The following is a 21148-nucleotide window of genomic DNA, read 5'->3' as shown; positions in this document are numbered from 1 at the left end:
CCTTGCGCTCTGTCGTAGAGCTGGGCGTATCTGCATACACCATGTCCTCCCCACCTTCATCGCCGGGCGACGCCCTCGTGGAACTGCGCAACGTCACCTTCGGGTACGGCGAGCGGGTGATCCTGCGCGACCTGTCGCTGGCCGTGCCGCGTGGCAAGGTCACGGCGCTGATGGGTGCTTCGGGCGGTGGCAAGACGACGGTGCTGCGCCTCATTGGCGGCCAGCAGCGCGCCCAGCAGGGTGAGGTGCTGGTGGGCGGCCAGGACGTAGGGCGCATGGATACCGCACAGTTGTATGCCGCGCGCCGACGCATGGGCATGCTGTTCCAGTTCGGCGCATTGTTCACCGACATGAGCGTGTACGAGAACGTGGCCTTTCCGCTGCGCGAGCACACCGATCTGCCCGAGGACCTGATCCGCGACATCGTGCTCATGAAGCTGCATGCCGTGGGCTTGCGGGGAGCGCGGGACTTGATGCCCAGCCAGATCTCCGGCGGCATGGCGCGGCGGGTTGCCCTGGCACGGGCCATTGCCCTGGACCCCGAGCTCATCATGTACGACGAGCCGTTCGCCGGGCTTGACCCGATCTCGCTGGGTACTGCGGCGCAACTCATCCGCCAACTCAACGATGCCATGGGGCTGACCACCATCGTCGTCTCGCACGATCTGGAAGAGACCTTCCGCTTGGCGGACCACGTCATCATCCTGGGACCCGGCACGGTGGCCGCCCAGGGCACGCCCGAAGAGGTGCGCGCCAGCACGGATCCGCTGGTGCACCAGTTCGTGCACGCGCTGCCTACCGGGCCGGTGCCGTTCCACTACCCCGGCCCCAGCGTGGCCGACGATTTCGGCCCCTTGCGCTCGCCCAGCGTGGACGCCCACGCCAGCGGAGGTACCCCATGAGCTGGTGGCGTCCCACGCACGTAGGCTACGCCGTGCGCACGAAGCTGGCCGATGTGGGCATGGGCGCGCGCCTGTTCGCGCGGCTGCTGGGGCTGTTCGGCGATGTGATGCGCCGCCCTGGCCTGGTGCGTGACCAGGTGCACTTCCTGGGCAACTATTCGCTGTCCATCATCGCCATGTCGGGCCTGTTTGTGGGCTTCGTGCTTGCGCTGCAGGGCTACAACGTGCTGCAGCTCTATGGCTCGGCCAACTCACTGGGCCTGGTGGTCACGTTGGGCCTGGTGCGCGAGCTGGGGCCGGTGGTCACGGCGTTGCTGTTTGCTGGACGCGCGGGCACGTCGCTCACGGCCGAGATCGGTTTGATGCGCGCCGGCGAACAGCTGTCGGCCATGGAGATGATGGCCGTGGACCCGGTGCGCCGCATCCTGGCGCCGCGCTTTTGGGGCGGCGTGATCGCCATGCCGCTGCTGGCACTGGTGTTCAACGCGGTGGGTGTGATCGGTGGCTGGCTGGTCGGCGTGGTGCTCATCGGCGTGGACGGCGGGGCGTTCTGGGGCCAGATGCAAAGCGGTGTCGACGTCTGGAAGGACGTGGGCAACGGCATCGTCAAGAGCCTCGCGTTCGGCGTGGCCGTCACCTTCATCGCGGTGCTGCAGGGCTTCGTGGCCAAGCCGACGCCGGAAGGCGTCTCGCGCGCCACCACGCGCACGGTGGTGATGGCGTCGCTGTCCGTGCTGGGGCTGGACTTCGTCCTCACCGCCTTGATGTTCAGTATCTGACGGCGACCATGCGTCTGTCTTGAGGAAATTCACCATGCAGCATTCCAAAAACGATTTCTGGGTGGGGCTGTTCGTCCTGCTGGGCGGAGCAGCGCTGGTCTTCCTGGCCCTGCAGTCGGCCAACCTGTTGAACCTGAACTTCCGCTCGGGCTATACCGTGACGGCGCGTTTCGACAACATCGGCGGGCTCAAGCCCAAGGCCGCGGTGCGCAGCGCCGGTGTGGTGGTGGGGCGCGTGCAGTCCATCGGCTTCGACGACACGACCTACCAGGCGCGCGTGACACTGGAGTTGGAAAAGCGCTATGTGTTCCCCAAGGACAGTTCGCTCAAGATCCTGACCAGCGGCCTGTTGGGCGACCAGTACATCGGCATCGAGCCGGGTGCCGACGAGAACAACCTGGCCGAGGGCGACATGGTGACCGCCACCCAATCCGCGGTAGTGCTGGAAAACCTGATCGGCCAATTCCTGTATGGCAAGGCCGAAGAAGGTGCTTCGTCCAATGGAGGTACCAAGAAATGACAAATCAACCTCGCTTCACGGGCTGGACTGCCCGCTGGGCGGCGCTGTTGCTCGGCGCGGCCCTCATGAGCGGCTGCGCCACGGGCCCCAACGCCAACCCCGCAGATCCGTTCGAACCCTTCAACCGCGGCGTGCATTCGTTCAATGACAGCGTGGACAAGGCGGTGCTCAAACCCGTCGCCACCGTTTACCGCGACGTGACGCCGCAGCCGGTGCGTACGGGCGTGAGCAACTTCTTTGGCAACCTGGGCGATGCCTGGTCGTTCGTCAACAACCTGCTGCAGTTCCGCGGGCTGGAGGCTTACGAGAGCCTCGTGCGCTTCACCACCAACACCTTCTTCGGGCTGGGCGGCGTACTGGACATCGCCAGCGAGGCAGGCATCGAGCGGCACAAGCAGGACTTTGGCCTGACGCTGGGCCGCTGGGGCGTGCCCACGGGGCCGTATCTCGTGCTGCCGCTGCTGGGGCCGTCCACCGTGCGCGACACGGCCGCTTTGCCGGTAGACAGTTGGGGCAACCCGCTGGGCCAGCTTGACCCGGTGGAGGTGCGCAATTCCCTGTACGGCCTGCGCCTTGTCGATCAGCGCGCTAGCCTGCTGCGTGCGGGCTCGGTGCTGGATACGGCGGCCCTGGACCCCTACAGCTTCACGCGCGACGTGTACCTCAAGGTGCGTAGTGGCGTGTCAGGCGCACGCGACGAGGACGCCTATGAGGAAAACGGGGGCAAGCTGCCCGACGACGCGTACTGAAAACCCGCAAAGGCCGGCCTGACAAGCACTCGGGCCCCTGGCTGACAGGCGCGGTTGCAGTTGCTTGCATCCCTGCACGGTGGCGACGCATGTGCAGCGCGGGGCGCCCTCCACAATCTACCCAACGAAACCAGACATGGCAGCGCACGGCGTGGCGCTGCACGCAAGGAGCCTCACCATGATGAACCGCCGTACCCTGATCCATGCCGCCGCCGCGATGGCGGTGGCCACGTGGGTGGCCGTGCCCCAGGCCGCGCTGGCGGCCGACGAGGCGCCGGATGCCCTCGTCAAGCGCCTCTCGGTCGATGTGCTGGAGACGCTGCGCAAAGACAAATCCATCAAGGCCGGCGACGTGGACCGCATCATGGCACTGGTGGACAAGACCATCATGCCCCACGTGAACTTCCGCCGCATGACGGCCGCGTCCGTCGGGCCGGGCTGGCGCAAGGCTACGCCGGAGCAGCAGGCGCGCCTGCAGGACGAGTTCAAGACACTGCTGGTGCGCACTTACGCGGGCGCGCTCAGCCAGGTCACGGACCAGAGCATCGTTGTGAAGCCGCTGCGCGCAGCCGCCGAAGACAAGGACGTGCTCGTGCGCACCGAAATCCGCGGCCGGGGCGACCCGATACAACTGGACTACCGCCTGGAGAAGACGCCGGGCGAGGGTGCGGGCTGGAAAATCTACAACCTCAACGTTCTGGGTGTGTGGCTGGTGGAAACCTATCGCAGCCAGTTCGCGCAGGAGATCAACGCCAAGGGCGTGGATGGCCTGATCGAGGCGCTGGTGGCGCGCAACAAGGCCAACGCCGCCTCCAGCGCCAAGTAACCAGAACAGAAAGAAGCGAAAGGCCTGTGCATGCTGGTGCTGCCCGCTGAACTCACCCACCGCCACGCTGGCGCCACCCTGCGCATGCTGCTGCAAGGGCTCAAGGCCCAGGACGAATCGCTGGTGGTGGTGGATGCCGGTGCGCTAACGGCCTTCGACTCCTCCGCACTCGCGGTGCTGCTGGAGTGCCGCCGCGCAGCGGTGTTCGAGAAGCGCGGTTTCGTGGTCAAGGCCCTGCCGCCGGCGCTGTCCAGCCTGGCGGGGCTGTACGGGGTGCAGGAACTGCTGCCCGCCCTGTAGCGGCGGCCTGCGGGGCTGACCACACTTGCGGGTTGCCTGCCGGCCAAACCCCTGCGGACACGCGCGGAAGTGCCCCCCTTTAGAATGCCGCTCTTCCATGCCCGCCGTCTCCTTCCAATCCATTTCCAAGAGCTTTTCCACTCCCCGAGGGCCTTTCCAGGCGCTGCAGGATGTCAGTCTGGACATCGAGGAGGGCGAGTTCTTCGGCCTGCTGGGCCCCAACGGCGCCGGCAAGACCACGCTGATCAGCATCCTCGCCGGGCTGGCGCGCGCCACCAGCGGGCGCGTCAGCGTGCTGGGCCATGACGTGCAAACCCAGTTTGCCGACGCGCGCAGGCTGCTGGGCGTGGTGCCGCAGGAACTGGTGTTCGACCCGTTCTTCAACGTGCGCGAGACGCTGCGCATCCAGTCCGGCTACTTCGGTGTGAAGAACAACGACGCCTGGATCGATGAGCTGCTGGAAAACCTGGGGCTGGCCGACAAGGCCACGGCCAACATGCGCCAGCTCTCGGGCGGCATGAAGCGCCGCGTGCTCGTGGCCCAGGCGCTGGTGCACAAACCGCCCATCATCGTGCTGGACGAGCCTACGGCCGGTGTGGACGTGGAGCTGCGCCAGACGCTGTGGCAGTTTGTGGCGCGCCTCAACAAGCAGGGCCACACGGTGCTGCTGACCACCCATTACCTTGAAGAGGCCGAGGCGCTGTGTACGCGGCTGGCCATGCTCAAGCGCGGGCGTGTAGTGGCCTTGGCGCGCACGTCCGAGCTGCTGCAGGCGGCCTCCACCAACGTCCTGCGGTTCAAGACCGACGATACGCTGCCGGCCGACCTGGCAGCGCTGGCGCGCGTGACCGGCCGCGTGGCCCAGTTGCCCGCGCAGGACGCGCAGGAGATCGAGCAGTTGCTGGCCCGGCTGCGCGCCGCTGGCGTGCGCGTGGAGGATGTGGAGATCCGCAAGGCCGACCTGGAGGATGTGTTCCTCAACGTCATGGCGGCCGAGCAGGGGGAGCACGCATGATCGGCTGGCAGACCCTGTTCTACAAGGAAGTGCTGCGCTTTTGGAAGGTGGGCTTCCAGACCGTGGCGGCGCCGGTGCTCACGGCGGTGCTGTACCTGCTGATCTTCGGCCATGTGCTCGAAGACCATGTCAAGGTCTATGACCGGCTGAGCTACACCGCCTTCCTGGTGCCCGGCCTGGTGATGATGAGCGTGCTGCAGAACGCCTTTGCCAACAGCTCGTCCAGCCTGATCCAGAGCAAGATCATGGGCAGTCTGGTGTTCGTGCTGCTCACGCCGCTGTCGCACCGTGCCTGGTTCGCGGCCTACGTGGGCTCGTCCATGGTGCGCGGGCTGGTGGTGGGCCTGGGTGTGTTCATCGTCACGCTGGCGTTCGCCACGCCGCAGTTCGCCGCGCCGCTGTGGATTCTTGCGTTCGCGCTGCTGGGCGCGGCGCTGCTGGCCACGCTGGGGGTCATCGCGGGACTGTGGGCCGACAAGTTCGACCAGATGGCGGCATTCCAGAACTTCATCATCGTGCCCATGACCTTCCTGTCGGGCGTGTTCTATTCGGTGCAATCGCTGCCGCCGTTCTGGCAGGGCGCAAGCCACCTGAACCCGTTCTTCTACATGATCGACGGCTTCCGCTACGGCTTCTTCGGCGTGAGCGACGTCTCCCCCTGGCTCAGCCTGGGCGTCGTCGGCCTGGCATGGGCGCTGGTCAGCTTGCTGGCGCTGCACCTGCTGCGCACGGGCTACAAAATCAGGAACTGACATGACTGCAGACCAACTCAAGGACATCATCAGCGCGGGCATGGCCTGCGATCACATCACGCTGGAGGGCGACGGCCGCCACTGGTACGCCACCATCGTGTCGCCCGAGTTCGAGGGCAAGCGCCCCATCCAGCGCCACCAGCGTGTCTACGCCACACTGGGCGCACGCATGCAGTCGGACGAGGTGCATGCGTTGTCCATGAAGACCTTTACCCCCGCCGAGTGGGCGCAGGCCCAGGCGGGCGACTGATACGGCCCCGTCCTTCGCAAGATGGCCGTGCGGCCGGGACCGTGCCCCGGCGCGGGGCGGCACGGGCGTCATGCCCCGGTCCTCGCCGGTGGATGGGCGCATACACCGTCGCGCGGCGTTCCCCCAAAGAAGTCGCGCACTATTCTTTTAATAGCTGCTACCGCTTGATAGATAAGCGCTAGAGCCATTTTTGGCACTGAATGCAGCAACCGGCAAACCCATGGACAAACTCCTGATTCGCGGTGGCCGCCCCCTGGTGGGCGAGGTGCCGATTTCCGGCGCCAAGAACGCCGCGCTGCCCGAGCTGTGCGCCGCGCTGCTCACGGCCGACCCGGTCACCCTGCACAACGTGCCGCGCCTGCAGGACGTAGCCACCATGCTGCGGCTCATCCGCAACATGGGCGTGCAGGTGGACCGCATCGCTAACCCCGACTGCTCCGTGGCCGATGCGGCCGGCATAGTGCGCCTGAACGCGGGCGGCCTGTCCACGCCCGAGGCGCCCTACGATCTGGTCAAGACCATGCGCGCCTCGGTACTGGCGCTGGGGCCGCTCCTGGCGCGCTTCGGCGAGGCCACGGTGTCGCTGCCGGGCGGCTGCGCCATCGGATCGCGCCCGGTGGACCAGCACATCAAGGGGCTGCAGGCCATGGGCGCGCAGATCGTGGTCGAGCACGGCTACATGATCGCCAGGCTGCCGCAGGGGTGCACGCGACTCAAGGGGGCGCGCATCACCACCGACATGGTCACGGTGACCGGCACCGAGAATCTGCTCATGGCCGCCACGCTGGCCGAGGGGGAGACCGTGCTGGAGAACGCCGCGCAGGAACCCGAGGTGGCGGACCTGGCCGAGATGCTCATCAAGATGGGCGCGCGTATCCAGGGCCATGGCACCAGCCGCATTCGCATCCAGGGTGTCGAGCGGCTGCAAGGCTGCGAGCACGCCGTCGTGGCCGACCGCATCGAGGCCGGCACCTTCCTGTGCGCCGTGGCCGCCACGGGCGGCGACGCGCTGCTGCGCCACGGGCGTGCCGACCACCTGGACGCCGTGATCGACAAACTGCGCGACGCGGGCGTGCAGGTGGCACCGGAAGAGGGTGGCATCCGCGTGCGCAGCCCTGGCGCGGCGCAGCTCAAGGCGCAGGGCTTTCGCACCACTGAGTACCCGGGCTTTCCCACCGACATGCAGGCGCAGTTCATGGCGCTGAACGTGGTGGCCCAGGGCACCGCCACGGTGGCCGAGACGATCTTCGAGAACCGTTTCATGCACGTCAACGAACTGCTGCGCCTTGGCGCGAAAATCCAGACCACGGATGGCCGCGTAGCGGTGATCGAGGGGCTGGGCGGCGCGGCGCCTGCGGGCGCGCGGCTATCGGGCGCCACCGTCATGGCCACCGACCTGCGCGCCTCGGCCAGCCTGGTGATCGCCGGACTGGTGGCCGACGGGGAAACGCTGGTGGACCGCATCTACCATCTGGACCGCGGCTACGACTGCATGGAAGCCAAACTGCGCGGCCTGGGGGCCGACATCGAGAGAATTCAATGACGCAGCAGATCACACTCGCCCTGTCCAAGGGCCGCATCTTCGAGGAAACCCTGCCTCTGCTGGCCGCTGCCGGCATCGAGGTGCTGGAAGACCCGGAGAAGTCGCGCAAGCTCATCCTGCCCACCAGCCGCCCCGAGGTGCGCGTGGTGCTGGTGCGTGCCACCGACGTGCCGACCTACGTGCAATACGGCGGCGCCGATCTGGGTGTGGCCGGCAAGGACTCGCTCATCGAGCACGGCGGCCAGGGGCTGTTCCGCCCGCTGGATCTGAAGATTGCCAAGTGCCGCGTGAGCGTGGCCGTGCGCGCCGATTTCGACTACCGCGAGGCCGTCACCCAGGGCTCGCGCCTGAAGGTGGCCACCAAATACACCAGCATCGCGCGCGATTTCTTCGCCAGCAAGGGCGTGCACGTGGACCTCATCAAGCTCTACGGCAGCATGGAACTGGCGCCGCTCACCGGCCTGGCCGATGCCATCGTGGACTTGGTCTCCACTGGCAACACGCTCAAGGCCAACAACCTCGTGGAGGTGGAGCAGATCATGGACATCAGTTCGCACCTGGTGGTGAACCAGGCCGCGCTGAAGCTGAAGCAGGCGCCGCTGCGCCGCATCATCGACGCATTCGCCTCCGCCGTGCCGCAGGGCTGAGGGGTGCGCAGGGCTGCGTCTGCGCCGCTTTGGTTCCGCGTCCATCGCCCGGCGTTGCAACCGCGCGCCGTGGCCCGAGTTATGGTGAGAACATCGTGGCCGGGCACCCCTCGGCTACCGCAACGGCGCGCCGATTCCTTTCGTACATTCTGAGTAGGTCCACTATGCAATTCGTAGCTGCTCCCGTCCGTCTGTCCACCGCTGACGACACTTTCGAGGTGGAGTTTTCCGCACGCCTGCACTGGTCGGCGGACACGGATGCGGCCATCGAGCAGCGCGTGGCGGGCATCCTGGCCGACGTGCGCGAGCGCGGCGACGCCGCAGTGCTGGAGTACACGCAGCGCTTCGACGGTCTGCATGCGCAGGGCTTGCCGTCGCTGGAGCTCAAGGCCAGCGAACTGCAAGCCGCCTTCGACGGCCTGCCCGCGGCGCAGCGCGATGCGCTGACGGCCGCCGCCGCCCGCGTGCGCCGCTACCACGAGGCGCAGAAAAAGGCCAATGGCGAAAGCTGGAGCTACCGCGACGACGACGGCACCCTGCTGGGCCAGAAAGTCACGCCGCTGGACCGCGTGGGCATCTACGTGCCGGGCGGCAAGGCCGCGTACCCGAGCAGCGTGCTCATGAACGCCATTCCCGCGCACGTGGCGGGCGTGCAGGACATCATCATGGTCGTGCCCACGCCCCAAGGCACCAAAAACCCGCTGGTGCTGGCCGCGGCGCATGTGGCGGGCGTCACACGCGCCTTCACCATCGGCGGCGCGCAGGCCGTGGCGGCGCTGGCCTATGGCACGCAGACCATTCCCAAGGTGGACAAGATCACCGGCCCCGGCAACGCCTACGTGGCCAGCGCCAAGAAGCATGTGTTCGGCACCGTGGGCATCGACATGATTGCCGGCCCCAGCGAGATTCTGGTGCTGGCCGACGGCAGCACGCCGGCGGAATGGGTGGCGATGGATCTCTTCTCGCAGGCCGAGCACGACGAGCTGGCGCAGTCCATCCTGCTGTGCCCCGATGCGGCCTACATCGACCAGGTCCAGTCCGCCATCGACCGCCTGCTGCCCCAGATGCCGCGCGCCGAGATCATCGCCAAGAGCCTCACCGGGCGCGGCGCGCTCATCCACACGCGCAACATGGAAGAGGCGTGTGAGATCAGCAACCGTATCGCCCCCGAGCACCTGGAGGTGAGCAGCCGCGAGCCGCACCGCTGGGAGCCGCTGCTGCGCCACGCGGGCGCGATCTTTCTGGGCGCCTACACCAGCGAATCGCTGGGCGACTATTGCGCCGGGCCCAACCATGTGCTGCCCACCAGCGGCACGGCACGCTTCTCGTCGCCGCTGGGCGTGTACGACTTCCAAAAGCGCAGCAGCATCATCGAGGTGAGCGAGCAGGGCGCGCAGAGCCTGGGCCGCATCGCCAGCGTGCTGGCGCATGGCGAGGGGCTGCAGGGGCATGCACGGGCGGCAGAGATGCGGCTCAAGTCCTGACCACTCCGACAGCCTGTACGCCTACCAAGCCACCTTGCGAGGTGGCTTTGTCTTTTCAAAAATGAGAGCGACTGGCGCTGAATGGCTAAGCCTTAGAAGCGAAAAACACATCAAACTCATCGTACACGAATTTCGTGTCACACGAAATTCGTGTACGATGAGCGCATGAAGAACGTCACCATCACCGTGGACGACCCGGTGCTCGAATGGGCCCGGATCGAGGCGGCGCGGCGCGGCACCAGCGTGTCGCGCATGGTGGGGGACTTTCTAGGCGAGATGCAGCGCCGCGAGGACGCCTACGAGCGTGCCTACCTCGCCTGGCGCACGGACGAGCGCACCTGGCGCGCGGGCGCCGCAGCGCGGCGTATCCACGGCTTCGAGCGCAGTCCTGCCCACGTAGGTGAGGCGCCGCAGCCGCTGCAGCGCAGCCTGGAGCAACCCGTGTTTGTGGACACGGCCGTGCTGGTCGCCGCCGAGGACGGCGCCGATGCCGCCCTGCAAGCCCCGGTGCTGGCCTGTCTGGACTTGCTGTGGCGCGAGCGCCTGGGGCGTGTCAGCAGCCAGGTGCTGGCCGAGTTTTACGACACCGTGACGCGCGCCGCCAGCGCGCCCATGCCGCACGGCGATGCACGCGCGGCCATCCGCCGCTACCACAGCTGGACGCCCTGGCAGATCGATGCTGCCACGCTGGAGACCGCCTGGGCGCTGGAGGCGCGGCACCAACTGGCCTGGGGCGACTGCCTGGCGCTGGCCGCCGCGCAGCACAGCGGCTGCGCGAGTCTGCTGTCGCTGAGCCTGCCGCAGGGCGCGCAGTACGGCGGCGTAGAGGTGCTGCATCCGCTGCATTGCGCGTTGGCTGTCCCCTGATGTGGCGGCGCCGCCCGATCGAATGGAGTGATGAACGCATGACAACCCCTTCTGCCGAACTGCCCGCGCTGGCGCGCATCCGCGACGACGTGCGGGCCATGCAGGCTTACGTCGTGGCCGATGCGACCGGCTACCTGAAGATGGACGCGATGGAGAACCCCTTCGGCCTGCCGCCCGCGCTGCAGACCGCGCTGGGGCAGCGCCTGGGGCAACTCGCGCTTAACCGCTACCCCGGTACGCGCCAGAACGACCTGAAGGCTGCGCTGGCAGCCTACGCCGGGGCGCCGGCAGGCTCGGCCGTGCTGCTGGGCAATGGTTCCGACGAGCTCATTTCCCTCGTGGCGCAGGCCTGCGCGCGTGTGCAGGCGACCGTGCTGGCGCCCGTGCCGGGCTTCGTGATGTATGCGATGAGCGCGCAGCTGCAGGGCTTGGGCTTCGTGGGCGTGCCGTTGACGGCGGACTTCGAGCTGGACGAGGCCGCGATGCTGGCCGCGATCGCCCAGCACCGCCCGGCCCTCACCTTCCTGGCCTATCCCAACAACCCCACGGCCACGCTGTGGGACGAGGCTGTGGTGCAGCGCATCATCGACGCCGCCGGCGCGCAGGGCGGCATCGTGGTCATGGACGAGGCCTACCAGCCCTTTGCCAGCCGCAGCTGGATCGAGCGCATGCGCGCGCAGCCCGAGCGCAACGGCCATGTGCTGCTGATGCGCACGCTCTCCAAGTTCGGCTTGGCGGGCGTGCGCCTGGGCTACATGATCGGCCCCGCCGCGCTGGTGGCCGAGGTCGACAAGGTGCGCCCGCCCTACAACGTGAGTGTGCTGAACACCGAGGCCGCCCTGTTCGCGCTGGAACATGCCGACGTGTTCGCCGCCCAGGCCGACGAGCTGCGTGCCGCGCGCACCGAGCTGCTGGCCGCGCTGCGCGCCATGCCCGGCATTGAGCGCGTGTGGGACAGCCAGGCCAACATGGTGCTGGTGCGTGTGCCCGATGCCACCCGCGCCTATGAGGGCATGAAGGCCCGCAAGGTGCTCGTCAAGAACGTTTCTACAATGCATCCATTGCTGGCAGGCTGCCTGCGTCTGACGGTGGGCAGCAGTGCCGACAACGCCCAGATGCTCACAGCGCTCCAGGCATCCCTATGACTTCCTCCGCACTCGTTCCTTCTTCCGCAGAACTCTGCCCCGACCGCACGGCCGAGGTCAGCCGCACGACGGCCGAGACGCGCATCACCGTGCGCGTGAATCTCGACGGCACCGGCGCGGCCAGCCTGCACACCGGCATCGGCTTCTTCGACCACATGCTCGACCAGATCGCGCGCCATGGGCTGATCGACCTGCAGATCGACTGCGACGGCGACCTGCACATCGACGGCCACCACACGGTGGAAGATGTGGGCATCACGCTGGGCCAGGCTTTCGCGCGGGCCGTGGGCGACAAGAAGGGCATCCGCCGCTACGGCCATGCCTACGTGCCGCTCGATGAAGCCCTGTCACGCGTGGTGGTGGACTTCTCGGGCCGCCCGGGGCTGCACCTGCACATTCCGTTCACCGCCGGGAGCATTGGCGGTTTCGACACCCAGCTCACCTACGAATTCTTCCAGGGCTTCGTGAACCATGCGGGCGTGACGCTGCACATCGACAACTTGAAGGGCATCAACGCCCACCACCAGTGCGAGACGGTGTTCAAGGCCTTCGCGCGCGCGCTGCGCGCCGCGCTGGAGCGCGACCCGCGCGCCGCAGGCGTGATCCCCTCCACCAAGGGTTCCCTGTAAAATTCAAGCCAAATTGGCCTGTAACGCTTATACATCAAGCGCAAGCAGCTATGAATAGTGAAGCAAAAACCGTCGCGGTCGTGGACTACGGCATGGGCAACCTGCGCTCCGTCTCGCAGGCCGTGCAGGTCGCGGCGCAGGGCAGCGGTTTCCGGGTAATGGTCACCGCGCACCCCGATGAGGTACGCGCGGCCGACCGTGTGGTGTTGCCCGGCCAGGGCGCCATGCCGGACTGCATGCGCGAGTTGCGGGAGTCGGGCCTGCTCGAATCCGTGCTGGAGGCCGCCGCGTCCAAGCCGCTGTTTGGTGTATGTGTGGGCATGCAGATGCTGCTGGACCACAGCGCCGAGGGCGACACCCCCGGGCTGGGCCTGATCCCGGGCGAGGTGCTCAAGTTCGACCTGGCCGGGCGCACCCAGCCCGACGGCAGCCGCTACAAGGTCCCCCAGATGGGCTGGAACCGCGTGCGCCAGGCGCGCCACGGCGGCGTGGCGCACCCGGTATGGGCGGGCGTGCCCGACGACAGCTACTTCTACTTTGTGCACAGCTTCTACGCGCGCCCGGCCAACCCGCTGCACTGCGCCGGCGAGGCTGACTACGGCGGCCCCTTTGCGGCGGCCATCGCACGCGATAATATTTTTGCTACCCAGTTCCACCCGGAGAAAAGCGCCGAGCACGGCCTGGCGCTGTACCGCAACTTCTTGCACTGGAAGCCCTGATTCTTCAACCCGGCAGGGCCGGGCCTTGTGCGGCTCGCCCCATTCCCCGCTCACCATCATGCTGCTCATCCCCGCCATCGACCTCAAGGACGGCCACTGCGTACGCCTCAAGCAAGGTGACATGGACCAATCGACCACCTTTGGCGAAGACCCCGCCGCCATGGCCCGCAAGTGGGCGGATGCGGGCGCGCGCCGCCTGCACCTGGTGGACCTGAACGGCGCGTTTGCCGGCCAGCCCAAGAACAAGGCAGCCATCAAGGCCATCCTGGCCGAGGTGGGCGCCGACATTCCGGTGCAGCTGGGCGGCGGCATCCGCGACCTGGACACCATCGAGCGCTACATCGACGCCGGGCTGCGGTACGTCATCATCGGCACGGCCGCGGTGAAGAACCCCGGCTTCCTCAAGGATGCGTGCAGCGCGTTTGGCGGCCACATCATCGTGGGCCTGGACGCCAAGGACGGCAAGGTGGCCACCGACGGCTGGAGCAAGCTCACCGGCCACGAGGTGGTCGATCTGGCGCGCAAGTTCCAGGACTGGGGCGTGGAATCCATCATCTACACCGACATCGGCCGCGACGGCATGCTCTCGGGCATCAATATCGAGGCGACGGTGAAGCTGGCCCAGGCCCTCACCATCCCCGTGATCGCCTCGGGCGGCCTGGCTGGCATCGCGGACATCGAGAAGCTCTGCGAAGTCGAAAATGAAGGCGTGGAAGGCGTCATCTGCGGGCGCGCGATCTACTCCGGCGACCTGGATTTCGCAGCCGCGCAGCATCGCGCCGACGAGCTGAGCCTGGCCTGAGCCCGGGCGGCCTGGTGCCTTCACCCGGCGGCGTATGCGGCCGGGTCAGAACCAGCGGCTGGCCACCCAGTCGAAACGCACATCCAGCGGCAATTGGTGGATGTGGTAGGGCGCGGGCAACGGCTCCAGCGCCTGGAGTTTCACCACGATGGACGGCGTGCGCGGGGTCAACGGCGACACGCGGTCGGCCGGCGGGCTTTGCGCCTCCATCATGAGCCCCACCACTTTCGCGCGCACCTTGCCCCCGTCCATGAAATGCAGCGTGGCCATGCGGCCGACTTGCGCGTAGCGCGCCTTGTCGGGCGGCAGGTAGGCATGCACCAGCGGTTCCCCGCGCCGCTGCAGTACGGCGACCTCCGTGCCCTGGGCCACCCAGTCCCCCGGGCGCACCAGGGCCTGCACCGCGGTGGCGGCAAAGGGCGCAAGGGTGGTGCCGGGCTGCGCGGGCGCAGCTTCATCTGCGGGGGGCTGTGGCGTTGCAGGCGCTGCCGGGGCCGGCATGGCAGCCGGCACACGCGCCATCAACATGCGCTGCTCGCGCACATCGGCGCGGGCGCGGCTGAGGTCCGCCTCGGCCTGCAGGACCTGAAAGCGCAGGTTGTCCACTTCCTGGCGCGTGGCGGCCCCTTGCTCGCGCAAGCCCTGCATGGTGTGCAGCCTTTCCTGCTGGATCGCCAGCCGGCGGCTGGCCAGGCGCTCGGCCTCGGTCAGCAGCGCCAGCCTGGCGGTGTGGGCCTGCGCCTGGGCGGGTTCCTGCGCATGCGGCGTGGGCCTTTGCGTGGCGGCAGGCGGTGCGGGGGTGTCCGTCGGCGTGCGCTCCAGCGCCATCACGGGCTGGCCGGGTTCCAGCGGTGCGCCGGGCGCCGCCACGAATGCCACGCGGCCGGCGGCCGGTGCGCGCAGGGTGGCCTGCTCCAGCACGACCTGGGCCGGCGTACTCTCCCACCAGTAGGCGATGCCGAAGCGGACCAGCAGGTAGGCGGGGGCCACCAGCACCATGGCAAGCAGCAAATACCAGCGCCAGCGCGGCACGCGGCGCTTGGCGGCCGCATAGCGCACTTCCAGGCCGTTGGTTTCCTGCGCCGAGGTGGGCGGCGCGTCAAAATTGATCTTCAAGGCCGAGCCTCCCTATAGTCTTCCCACGACTGCACCACGACGCCCCCAAAGCCCGGCAGGCCGGCCAATTGGTGTGCCAGCGCATCCCAGCGCTGCAGGGACCGGGCCTTGCCCAACGCGAAGCTGCTCTCTTGCGCCGGCAGCGCGGATTCGATGCTTTGCGCGACCGCGATGCGCAACCCCGCTGGCGCTGCTGACAACAACGGCCGGGCGAGGGTGGCGGTGCGCTCGGGGTTGTTCACGTAGAGCATCGCCACCACTTCGCCGACCCCGGCTGCGTGTACGCGTGCGGCAAAACCGGGTTGCTGCAGTTCACGGTAGTGTGTCGTCAGGGCCAGGGGCCAGGGAGCCGCGGCGCGCACCGCCTGCAGCGTGTCGATGAGGTGGCGGCTCCAGTCGCGCTGCTGGGCAGCGGGAAGCTGGCTGCGCTCCAGGTCCAGGTGCAGGGCATCGGCGGGCAGGTCGCGCAAGGACTCCACCAGGGCCAGCAGTCGCGCGCGCTCGTGGGGCAACACCCAGGTGGGCTCACCCAGCAGCAGTTCGAGCGTCAACTGCCGTGCCTGCGCCTGGGCGCGCAGGGCCATCCACCGCGCCCGGCCGTCGGGCCGTGCCAGGGCCTGCAACTGCGCCGCCGTGAACGACAGCAGCAGGCGGTGGCTGCGAGGGGGCAGTTCGTCCAGTTGCGCGGGCTGGTCCAGCAGGGCTTGCCCCTGCCACACATACCAGCCCAGGCCGGTCTCGCCGGGCACCGCCTTGGCGGAGGTCGGTGCCGTGCCCGCGGCCAGCGCGGCGACCGTCGCGGCCCAGGGATCGGGCGCCGCGGGGGCGTCGTGCCAGGCCAGCGTGCATCCATCGCCCAGGGCCAGCACGTCCAGGGCGGCCAGGTCGCGCCGCTCGGCGCCGTCCACCACCTGCACGGCGGCCTGGTACAGCGCATAGCGCGTGGTGAGCAGCTTGGAATAGCCATCGCCGTCGAAGGCGTTCAGGCGCAACTGCGCGATCCGAAGCGCCTCGGCCGCGGCCTGCTGGCGGTGCCGGTGGTCTGCCATTTCCTTGTCGCGCAGCCGATAGGCGGCCAGGGCCTGCTGGGCCGCGGCCTCCAGTTCGCTGCGGCGCAAGGCCAGCAGCGCCTGAGCGCGATCGATCTCGCCCTGCGCCTGGGCCAGGGCCGCGTCGCGCTGGCTGCGCCATTGCAGCGGCAGAGAAAAATCAACGCCCACGCGCGTGCTGTGGCCCGTGGGGCCGCCGATGTCACGGCTGAACGACTGCGCCAGCGAGATGCTGGCTTGCACCCCTTCCAGGCGCGCATGCTGCTGGCGCTGCTGGGCTGCGTCCACCTCCTGCTGTGCCAGCGTGACGGCGGGGGATCGGTCCAGCGCCGCTGCGCCGGGGGCCAGGCAGGTCTGGGGCCAGGTGGGTTCCTGCGTCTGCACCGCTGCGGCGGGCTGTCCCGTCAGGCGCTCGATCTCCGCGCGGGCCAGATCCCGCGCGGCACTCTGGCTGTCATGCGTCGCCTGCACGATGTTGAACAGGCCGCCGAGGTCCAGCCGGTCGGCCTCCAGCAGCACGCCAGCGGCGTGGCGGCTCGCCAATTGCTCCTGCGCCTCGGCGCGCACCCGCAGGAAGGCGTCCGCCAGGCGGATGCGCTCCACACTGCGCAGGTGGCGCACATAGGCGCGGCGCACGGCAAGCACGGCCTCGTTTTCCATCTGCAGGCGGCGCAGTCGGCTTTGCTCCACGGCATGCTGGGCATCGTCCACCGTGCGTTGCTGCGCCGCGCGCGTGCCCAGCAGGGGCCAGCGCACCCCCAGGTGCATCTGGGTGCGCTGGTAGTCGCGGCTGAGGGTATCGGTCACTGCCTCGCGCGCGTTGTCCACGCCTGCGCCGCCAAACAGCTGGGCACCACTGCCCGCCTGCAGGGCGGCGCTGCGCTGCTCGGCCACGGTAACGTCTGCCTGCGCCAGCCGGGCCGATGGGGCGAACGCGCGGGCGCGGTCCTCCAGCTGCGTGAGGGAGACCGGCGGGCTGGCGTGGGCCGCGGCGCCCTGCGGGCCCACGCAGATGCAGGCCAGCAGGGCGATCAGGGTGTGACGGGGGCTGCGCTGGAACATGTCAGAACTTGGTCTTGCGCAGCACCCACCAGGGCGCCATGGACGAGTCCAGGTGGGACTTCATGAACATCTCGGCCATGATGGAGAACGAGCAGTGGATGCGGTTGACGAAGGCAAAGAGGGGAAACAGCGGCAGGAAGCCCAGGTACCACACGTCGTCCCGCGGCCGCTCGGATACGGCCACGACGTACAGCAGGAAGTAAAACAGCAGCGCGGCCAGGTAGGCGAGGTAGATGAAGGCCAGCACGCCCATCACCACCCCCAAGGGCATGGTGAAGAGCATGGTGCCGGTGTACGCCACGATCAGGAACGGCAGCACGAGCTGCATCAGCAGGCCGTTCACGATGACGAACAGGAAGTTGCGCCAGCCCAGCAGGCGCGGGCGCAGGTTGAAGCGGAACTTGCGGATGAAGATGTAGAACATGTCTCCATCCCAGCGCAGGCGCTGGCGAAAGAAGACGCGCCAGGTGTCCGGGGCGTCCGTGTGCCCGACGGCGTGCGGGTCGAACACGATGCGCAGGTCCGGGTGCCGGCCGAAGTACTGCTTGATGCGCATCGTCATGTCCAGGTCTTCGGCGGTGCCGGCGTCCCACCCGCCCAGGTTACGCAGGAACCGGGTGCGAAAGACGCCGAACGCGCCGGAGATGTTGTTGACGATGTTGAACTCCGACAGTCCGGTCTTGCCCGCTCCGATGGAGAGCATGTATTCCAGTGCCTGCAGCCGCGTGACCAGCGAGCGCTTGGCGTTGCGCACACGCAGGTTGCCCGCCACGCCCACGACGCCTGGGTCATCGAAGTGGCGCGTGGCGTTGCGCACCATGTCGTTATCGAAAGAGGTGTCGCCGTCCAGTGCCATCACCACCTCGCCCGTGGCAATGGACAGGCCCGCATTCAGCGACGACACGCGTCCCCCGCGCTGCCACTTGGGCAGCACCACCAGGCTGCGGCGCTGGGTGCCTGCCAGCAGCGACTGCGCGCGCCGCGCGGCGCGCAGCGTGGGGCCGTTTTGCAGCGCGCCGTCGATCACGGCGATGATCTCGATGAAGCCGGGGTACAGCTGTTGCGCCAGCGACCCGATGGTCTTGCCCACGTCCTCCCCCTCGGAATAGCAGGTAATGACGCACGACACGCGCGGATAGGCTTCGCGCTGGCGCAGCGGGCGGTGCTCACGCAATCCGTACTTCACCATGCCTGCGGTGACCAGCAGGAAGAAGGGCGCCTCCAAGAACACGACGAACGGAAAGAACTTGAGCGCAAGCTCCACCCAGTTCTGCTGGCTGGAGCTGGCGAACAGCGTCGCGAAGGCAAAGACGGCGGTGTCCCACATGCGGCGTCAGGCCTGGTCGAGCAGCCGTTCCATCAGCGCCGCTGCGCTGTCTCCGGCACGCAGGTCCTGCGGCATCTGAAGATGGCGGATGCGCGCCTGCAGCGCCGATGGGGCAGCCGCCACCGTCTGGTCGGACAGCGCGCGCTGCAGTCGCGCGGACAGGCCTGCGGGGTCGGAGAACGGCAGGAACAGCCAGAGCTTGTCCTCCTGTGTGCGGGTGGTGATGTCTGACGTGCGCAGCAATTCGTGCAGGCGGCGCGCGAACTCGTCCAGCAGCAGGAAGACGCGCGCGGCCCCCAGCTCCTCGATGAGTTCCGTGGCGTTGGTGAATTCGATCAGCATGAGCCCGAACCGCATCTCCGGATGGCGCGTGGTCACGGCCAGTGCCCAGTCGAGCATGCGCCGGAAATGGGGCGCCTCAACGTAGTTGGCGGTGTCGAGCGCCGCAAACGACTCCTGGATCTGCCCTGCGCGCAGCGCGGTGCGGCCGTGTGCGCTCAGGCGCAGGCTGGCGACTTCGCGTACATCCAGGGCGCTGGGCGCGCAGCTGGTGCGGCAGGCCAGGCAGCGTGCCTGCGTCGTGGTCTCCACGAACACGTGATGGCAGCTGCCGCAGGCGTACTGCGTCAGCGGGCGGTCATAGTCCACACCAATGTGGCGCAGCGCCGCGCTGCACTGGGGGCAGGAGAGACCGCCGTCGTTGTGAAAGTCGCTCTCGGGCGCCACATGCCCGCAGGAGAAGCAGTGCAGCGAGGCTTCCTTGCGGATCTGCAGGCTGGAGCAGTGCGGGCAGACATCGATGTAGTGGATGTGAGCGCTGCCGCAGGTGCGGCAGTGGCGCGTGCGGTCCACGAGCTGGGCGGGCTCCAAGAGCTTGCGGCGCACCAGGGTCGCGAGGCAGGCACCGGGATCCTCGCCCCGCTGCGCCAGGGCGTCTACCACGGGATAGTGGTAGAGCATGGGGTGCGTGAGCGTGCACTGCGGCGCCAGCTCCATCGCGTCGCGCACGTACAGGAAGTACAGCACGCGCTCTTCCAGACGCATGTCCGTCAGGGCCAGGCGCAGGCTGCGGCGCACGGCCAGGCTGCGCTCCGCGCGGGCCACCGCGTCGGCATAGGGTGCGGCGGTGTCGGCCAGCACGGAGGCCTTGCCCTCGCCGGGGGCCACCACGGCCAGGCGGTCCCACCAGGGGCTGCGGCGCAACTGGAGAATCAGATCGTCCGCGGCGGGAGCATCCCACCCCTCCAGGTAAAAACCGAGGGGCTGCACGGACGACCGCGTGAAGGCGTCCCAGGAATCGAAGACCTGGGCCTGGGGCTGAGCCGGAACCGGTTGTCCCGAGGGCCGCAGCACGACCATGGATTCGGCGGGGGGCGTGGCGGAAGAGGGCGATACAGTCATTCGTAACGGAACGCACCGCGCGCCGTCGGCACAGGCGGTTGATCAGCAAAAAGAGGGTGGATAGCGGCCAATAACCCACGCCCATCCGCGCGCGCCTGCCCTGCGGGAAGAGCGCCGGCGGCCGTAGGGCGCAAGCCAAGGTTACCCGATTACAACGCGCCCCGGCCTCACGCGGTTGAATGAAGCCCGGCGGTACATTCATGCCTTTGCGTATTTTCGAGGGCGAGAGGACATGATTCTTGTAACCGGGGGCGCGGGCTTCATCGGCACCCACACCTGCGCGGCCCTTGCCGATGCAGGCATTCCCACCTTGCTGCTCGACAACTTCAGCAACAGCCGCCGCAGCGTGCTGGACCGCCTGGCGCGCATCACCGGCAAGCCGGTGGCGTGTGTCGAGGGGGACGTGCGCGACGCGCAGTTGCTGCGGCAGCTGTTTGCGTCCCACCCCATCGAGGGCGTGATCCACTTCGCCGCGCTCAAGGCCGTGGGCGAATCGGTGCGCGAGCCGCTGCGCTACTACGAAAACAACGTGGCGGGGACGGTGAGCCTGCTGCGCGCCATGCAGGCGGCCGGCGTGCGCACGCTGGTGTTTTCCTCCTCGGCCACGGTGTATGGCGATCCGGCGAGCCTGCCCATCCGCGAGGACTTCCCGCTATCGGCCACCAACCCTTACGGCTGGAGCAAGCTGATGATGGAGCAGGTGCTGGCCGACGTGGACCACGCCGAGCCCGGCCAGTGGCGCATTGCGCGGCTGCGCTACTTCAACCCCGTGGGCGCGCACGAGAGCGGGCTGATCGGCGAGGACCCGCAGGACATTCCCAACAACCTCATGCCCTACGTGGCCCAGGTGGCCACGGGCCAGCGCGAGGTGCTGAGCGTGTACGGCGGCGACTACCCCACGCCCGACGGCACGGGCGTGCGCGACTACATCCACGTGTGCGATCTGGCCGAAGGCCACGTGGCCGCGCTGCGCTACCTGCGCGCGCATCCGGGGCTGCTCACGGTGAACCTCGGCACGGGACGGCCGGTGTCGGTGCTGGAGATGGTGCGCGGCTTCGAGCAGGCCAGCGGCCGTGCCGTGCCCTACCAGGTGGTGGCGCGCCGCCCCGGCGATGTGGCCGCCTGCTGGGCCGACCCAGCCCTGGCCGAGCGCCTGCTGGGCTGGCGCGCGCGACGCGACGTGCAGGCCATGTGCCGGGATGCCTGGCGCTGGCAGGATGGCGAGGCGCGCCGACTGGGCGATGCTCCTTGATTGATAGCTGAT

Annotated in this window: 22 protein-coding genes and 1 pseudogene; 19 read left to right on the top strand and 4 right to left on the bottom strand. The window is 68.2% G+C overall.

The annotated features are described in order from the left end of the window. Positions 1-41 precede the first annotated feature (41 nt). From BA022_RS11410 to hisA, 18 genes and pseudogenes are all read left to right on the top strand, one after another. Positions 42-902 (top strand): ABC transporter ATP-binding protein, encoded by an 861-nt coding sequence (locus BA022_RS11410; RefSeq protein ID WP_088887558.1) that lies wholly within the window; start codon positions 42-44, stop codon positions 900-902. Beyond that, on the top strand, positions 899-1681 hold the full coding sequence (gene mlaE / locus BA022_RS11405) for a lipid asymmetry maintenance ABC transporter permease subunit MlaE (protein ID WP_011804199.1): 783 nt from the start codon (positions 899-901) through the stop codon (positions 1679-1681). Before BA022_RS11410 ends, mlaE begins: the two co-directional genes overlap by 4 nt. A 34-nt stretch (positions 1682-1715) precedes the next feature. Beyond that, positions 1716-2201: an outer membrane lipid asymmetry maintenance protein MlaD gene (gene mlaD, locus BA022_RS11400; protein WP_012655711.1), complete on the top strand. Its 486-nt coding sequence runs from the start codon at positions 1716-1718 to the stop codon at positions 2199-2201. Then, positions 2198-2950, top strand: coding sequence for an MlaA family lipoprotein (locus tag BA022_RS11395; RefSeq protein WP_012655712.1), 753 nt, complete (start codon positions 2198-2200; stop codon positions 2948-2950). Before mlaD ends, BA022_RS11395 begins: the two co-directional genes overlap by 4 nt. A 178-nt stretch (positions 2951-3128) precedes the next feature. Then, complete coding sequence (locus BA022_RS11390; protein WP_088888598.1) at positions 3129-3776, top strand: MlaC/ttg2D family ABC transporter substrate-binding protein; 648 nt, start codon at positions 3129-3131, stop codon at positions 3774-3776. 30 nt (positions 3777-3806) lie between these two features. Further along, a complete protein-coding gene (locus BA022_RS11385; protein WP_088887557.1) occupies positions 3807-4076 on the top strand; it encodes an STAS domain-containing protein in 270 nt (89 codons plus the stop codon). A 97-nt stretch (positions 4077-4173) separates the two neighbouring features. Further along, entirely contained in the window at positions 4174-5091 is a 918-nt protein-coding gene (locus BA022_RS11380) for an ABC transporter ATP-binding protein (protein WP_088887556.1), read from the top strand. Then, positions 5088-5843 carry an ABC transporter permease gene (locus BA022_RS11375; RefSeq protein ID WP_012655715.1) on the top strand — a complete coding sequence of 252 codons (756 nt, stop codon included), beginning with the start codon at positions 5088-5090 and terminating at the stop codon, positions 5841-5843. The genes BA022_RS11380 and BA022_RS11375 overlap by 4 nt, the downstream gene beginning before the upstream one ends. A 1-nt stretch (position 5844) precedes the next feature. After that, positions 5845-6093 (top strand): BolA family protein, encoded by a 249-nt coding sequence (locus tag BA022_RS11370; protein WP_088887555.1) that lies wholly within the window; start codon positions 5845-5847, stop codon positions 6091-6093. A 220-nt stretch (positions 6094-6313) separates the two neighbouring features. Further along, positions 6314-7636 carry a UDP-N-acetylglucosamine 1-carboxyvinyltransferase gene (murA, locus tag BA022_RS11365; protein ID WP_088887554.1) on the top strand — a complete coding sequence of 441 codons (1323 nt, stop codon included), beginning with the start codon at positions 6314-6316 and terminating at the stop codon, positions 7634-7636. Beyond that, on the top strand, positions 7633-8283 hold the full coding sequence (gene hisG / locus BA022_RS11360; protein ID WP_011804208.1) for an ATP phosphoribosyltransferase: 651 nt from the start codon (positions 7633-7635) through the stop codon (positions 8281-8283). Before murA ends, hisG begins: the two co-directional genes overlap by 4 nt. 164 nt (positions 8284-8447) lie before the next feature. Then, entirely contained in the window at positions 8448-9767 is a 1320-nt protein-coding gene (hisD, locus tag BA022_RS11355) for a histidinol dehydrogenase (protein ID WP_088887553.1), read from the top strand. Between the two features lie 165 nt (positions 9768-9932). Then, positions 9933-10118 (top strand): annotated as a pseudogene (locus BA022_RS19655) (PIN domain-containing protein); the annotation flags it as partial. A gap of 90 nt (positions 10119-10208) precedes the next feature. Then, entirely contained in the window at positions 10209-10634 is a 426-nt protein-coding gene (locus BA022_RS19485; protein ID WP_228403841.1) for a PIN domain-containing protein, read from the top strand. Positions 10635-10672: 38 nt separating this feature from the next. Continuing rightward, the gene (hisC, locus tag BA022_RS11345) at positions 10673-11779 is read left to right on the top strand and encodes a histidinol-phosphate transaminase (protein WP_088888597.1); all 1107 of its coding nucleotides are present in this window, start codon (positions 10673-10675) and stop codon (positions 11777-11779) included. Continuing rightward, positions 11776-12408, top strand: a complete 633-nt coding sequence (hisB, locus tag BA022_RS11340; protein WP_011804212.1) for an imidazoleglycerol-phosphate dehydratase HisB — start codon at positions 11776-11778, stop codon at positions 12406-12408. The genes hisC and hisB overlap by 4 nt, the downstream gene beginning before the upstream one ends. A gap of 50 nt (positions 12409-12458) precedes the next feature. After that, positions 12459-13127 carry an imidazole glycerol phosphate synthase subunit HisH gene (gene hisH, locus BA022_RS11335; RefSeq protein WP_011804213.1) on the top strand — a complete coding sequence of 223 codons (669 nt, stop codon included), beginning with the start codon at positions 12459-12461 and terminating at the stop codon, positions 13125-13127. Positions 13128-13185: 58 nt separating this feature from the next. After that, complete coding sequence (gene hisA / locus BA022_RS11330; protein WP_012655720.1) at positions 13186-13929, top strand: 1-(5-phosphoribosyl)-5-[(5-phosphoribosylamino)methylideneamino]imidazole-4-carboxamide isomerase; 744 nt, start codon at positions 13186-13188, stop codon at positions 13927-13929. Between the two features lie 45 nt (positions 13930-13974). Here the strand turns inward: hisA and BA022_RS11325 are convergent, their stop codons facing one another. Genes BA022_RS11325 through BA022_RS11310 form a run of 4 tightly spaced genes read right to left on the bottom strand, consistent with a single transcriptional unit; the run spans position 13975 to position 19884 of the window. After that, positions 13975-15045, bottom strand: coding sequence for an HlyD family secretion protein (locus tag BA022_RS11325; protein ID WP_088887552.1), 1071 nt, complete (start codon positions 15043-15045; stop codon positions 13975-13977). Then, positions 15042-17156, bottom strand: coding sequence for a TolC family protein (locus BA022_RS11320; RefSeq protein WP_088887551.1), 2115 nt, complete (start codon positions 17154-17156; stop codon positions 15042-15044). Before BA022_RS11320 ends, BA022_RS11325 begins: the two co-directional genes overlap by 4 nt. A 1-nt stretch (position 17157) precedes the next feature. Further along, on the bottom strand, positions 17158-18483 hold the full coding sequence (locus BA022_RS11315) for a glycosyltransferase family 2 protein (protein ID WP_012655723.1): 1326 nt from the start codon (positions 18481-18483) through the stop codon (positions 17158-17160). Positions 18484-18489: 6 nt separating this feature from the next. Next, the gene (locus BA022_RS11310) at positions 18490-19884 is read right to left on the bottom strand and encodes a TackOD1 domain-containing metal-binding protein (protein ID WP_088887550.1); all 1395 of its coding nucleotides are present in this window, start codon (positions 19882-19884) and stop codon (positions 18490-18492) included. A gap of 232 nt (positions 19885-20116) precedes the next feature. Between BA022_RS11310 and galE the strand changes: the two genes are divergently transcribed. Continuing rightward, positions 20117-21136, top strand: coding sequence for a UDP-glucose 4-epimerase GalE (galE, locus tag BA022_RS11305; RefSeq protein WP_088887549.1), 1020 nt, complete (start codon positions 20117-20119; stop codon positions 21134-21136). Positions 21137-21148: the final 12 nt, after the last annotated feature.

This window comes from Diaphorobacter nitroreducens (assembly GCF_002214645.1).
Classification (GTDB): Bacteria; Pseudomonadota; Gammaproteobacteria; order Burkholderiales; family Burkholderiaceae_C; genus Diaphorobacter; species Diaphorobacter nitroreducens.
The sequence above is the reverse complement of the archived record's forward strand: the minus strand, read 5'-3'. Positions and strand labels throughout refer to the sequence as shown.

Coding starts and splice junctions, on each gene's coding strand:
- BA022_RS11410 (WP_088887558.1), top strand. CDS start 42: ATGTCCTCCCCACCTTCATCGCCGGGCGACGCCCTCGTGGAACTGCGC.
- mlaE (WP_011804199.1), top strand. CDS start 899: ATGAGCTGGTGGCGTCCCACGCACGTAGGCTACGCCGTGCGCACGAAG.
- mlaD (WP_012655711.1), top strand. CDS start 1,716: ATGCAGCATTCCAAAAACGATTTCTGGGTGGGGCTGTTCGTCCTGCTG.
- BA022_RS11395 (WP_012655712.1), top strand. CDS start 2,198: ATGACAAATCAACCTCGCTTCACGGGCTGGACTGCCCGCTGGGCGGCG.
- BA022_RS11390 (WP_088888598.1), top strand. CDS start 3,129: ATGATGAACCGCCGTACCCTGATCCATGCCGCCGCCGCGATGGCGGTG.
- BA022_RS11385 (WP_088887557.1), top strand. CDS start 3,807: ATGCTGGTGCTGCCCGCTGAACTCACCCACCGCCACGCTGGCGCCACC.
- BA022_RS11380 (WP_088887556.1), top strand. CDS start 4,174: ATGCCCGCCGTCTCCTTCCAATCCATTTCCAAGAGCTTTTCCACTCCC.
- BA022_RS11375 (WP_012655715.1), top strand. CDS start 5,088: ATGATCGGCTGGCAGACCCTGTTCTACAAGGAAGTGCTGCGCTTTTGG.
- BA022_RS11370 (WP_088887555.1), top strand. CDS start 5,845: ATGACTGCAGACCAACTCAAGGACATCATCAGCGCGGGCATGGCCTGC.
- murA (WP_088887554.1), top strand. CDS start 6,314: ATGGACAAACTCCTGATTCGCGGTGGCCGCCCCCTGGTGGGCGAGGTG.
- hisG (WP_011804208.1), top strand. CDS start 7,633: ATGACGCAGCAGATCACACTCGCCCTGTCCAAGGGCCGCATCTTCGAG.
- hisD (WP_088887553.1), top strand. CDS start 8,448: ATGCAATTCGTAGCTGCTCCCGTCCGTCTGTCCACCGCTGACGACACT.
- hisC (WP_088888597.1), top strand. CDS start 10,673: ATGACAACCCCTTCTGCCGAACTGCCCGCGCTGGCGCGCATCCGCGAC.
- hisB (WP_011804212.1), top strand. CDS start 11,776: ATGACTTCCTCCGCACTCGTTCCTTCTTCCGCAGAACTCTGCCCCGAC.
- hisH (WP_011804213.1), top strand. CDS start 12,459: ATGAATAGTGAAGCAAAAACCGTCGCGGTCGTGGACTACGGCATGGGC.
- hisA (WP_012655720.1), top strand. CDS start 13,186: ATGCTGCTCATCCCCGCCATCGACCTCAAGGACGGCCACTGCGTACGC.
- BA022_RS11320 (WP_088887551.1), bottom strand. CDS start 17,156: ATGTTCCAGCGCAGCCCCCGTCACACCCTGATCGCCCTGCTGGCCTGC.
- BA022_RS11315 (WP_012655723.1), bottom strand. CDS start 18,483: ATGTGGGACACCGCCGTCTTTGCCTTCGCGACGCTGTTCGCCAGCTCC.
- BA022_RS11310 (WP_088887550.1), bottom strand. CDS start 19,884: ATGACTGTATCGCCCTCTTCCGCCACGCCCCCCGCCGAATCCATGGTC.
- galE (WP_088887549.1), top strand. CDS start 20,117: ATGATTCTTGTAACCGGGGGCGCGGGCTTCATCGGCACCCACACCTGC.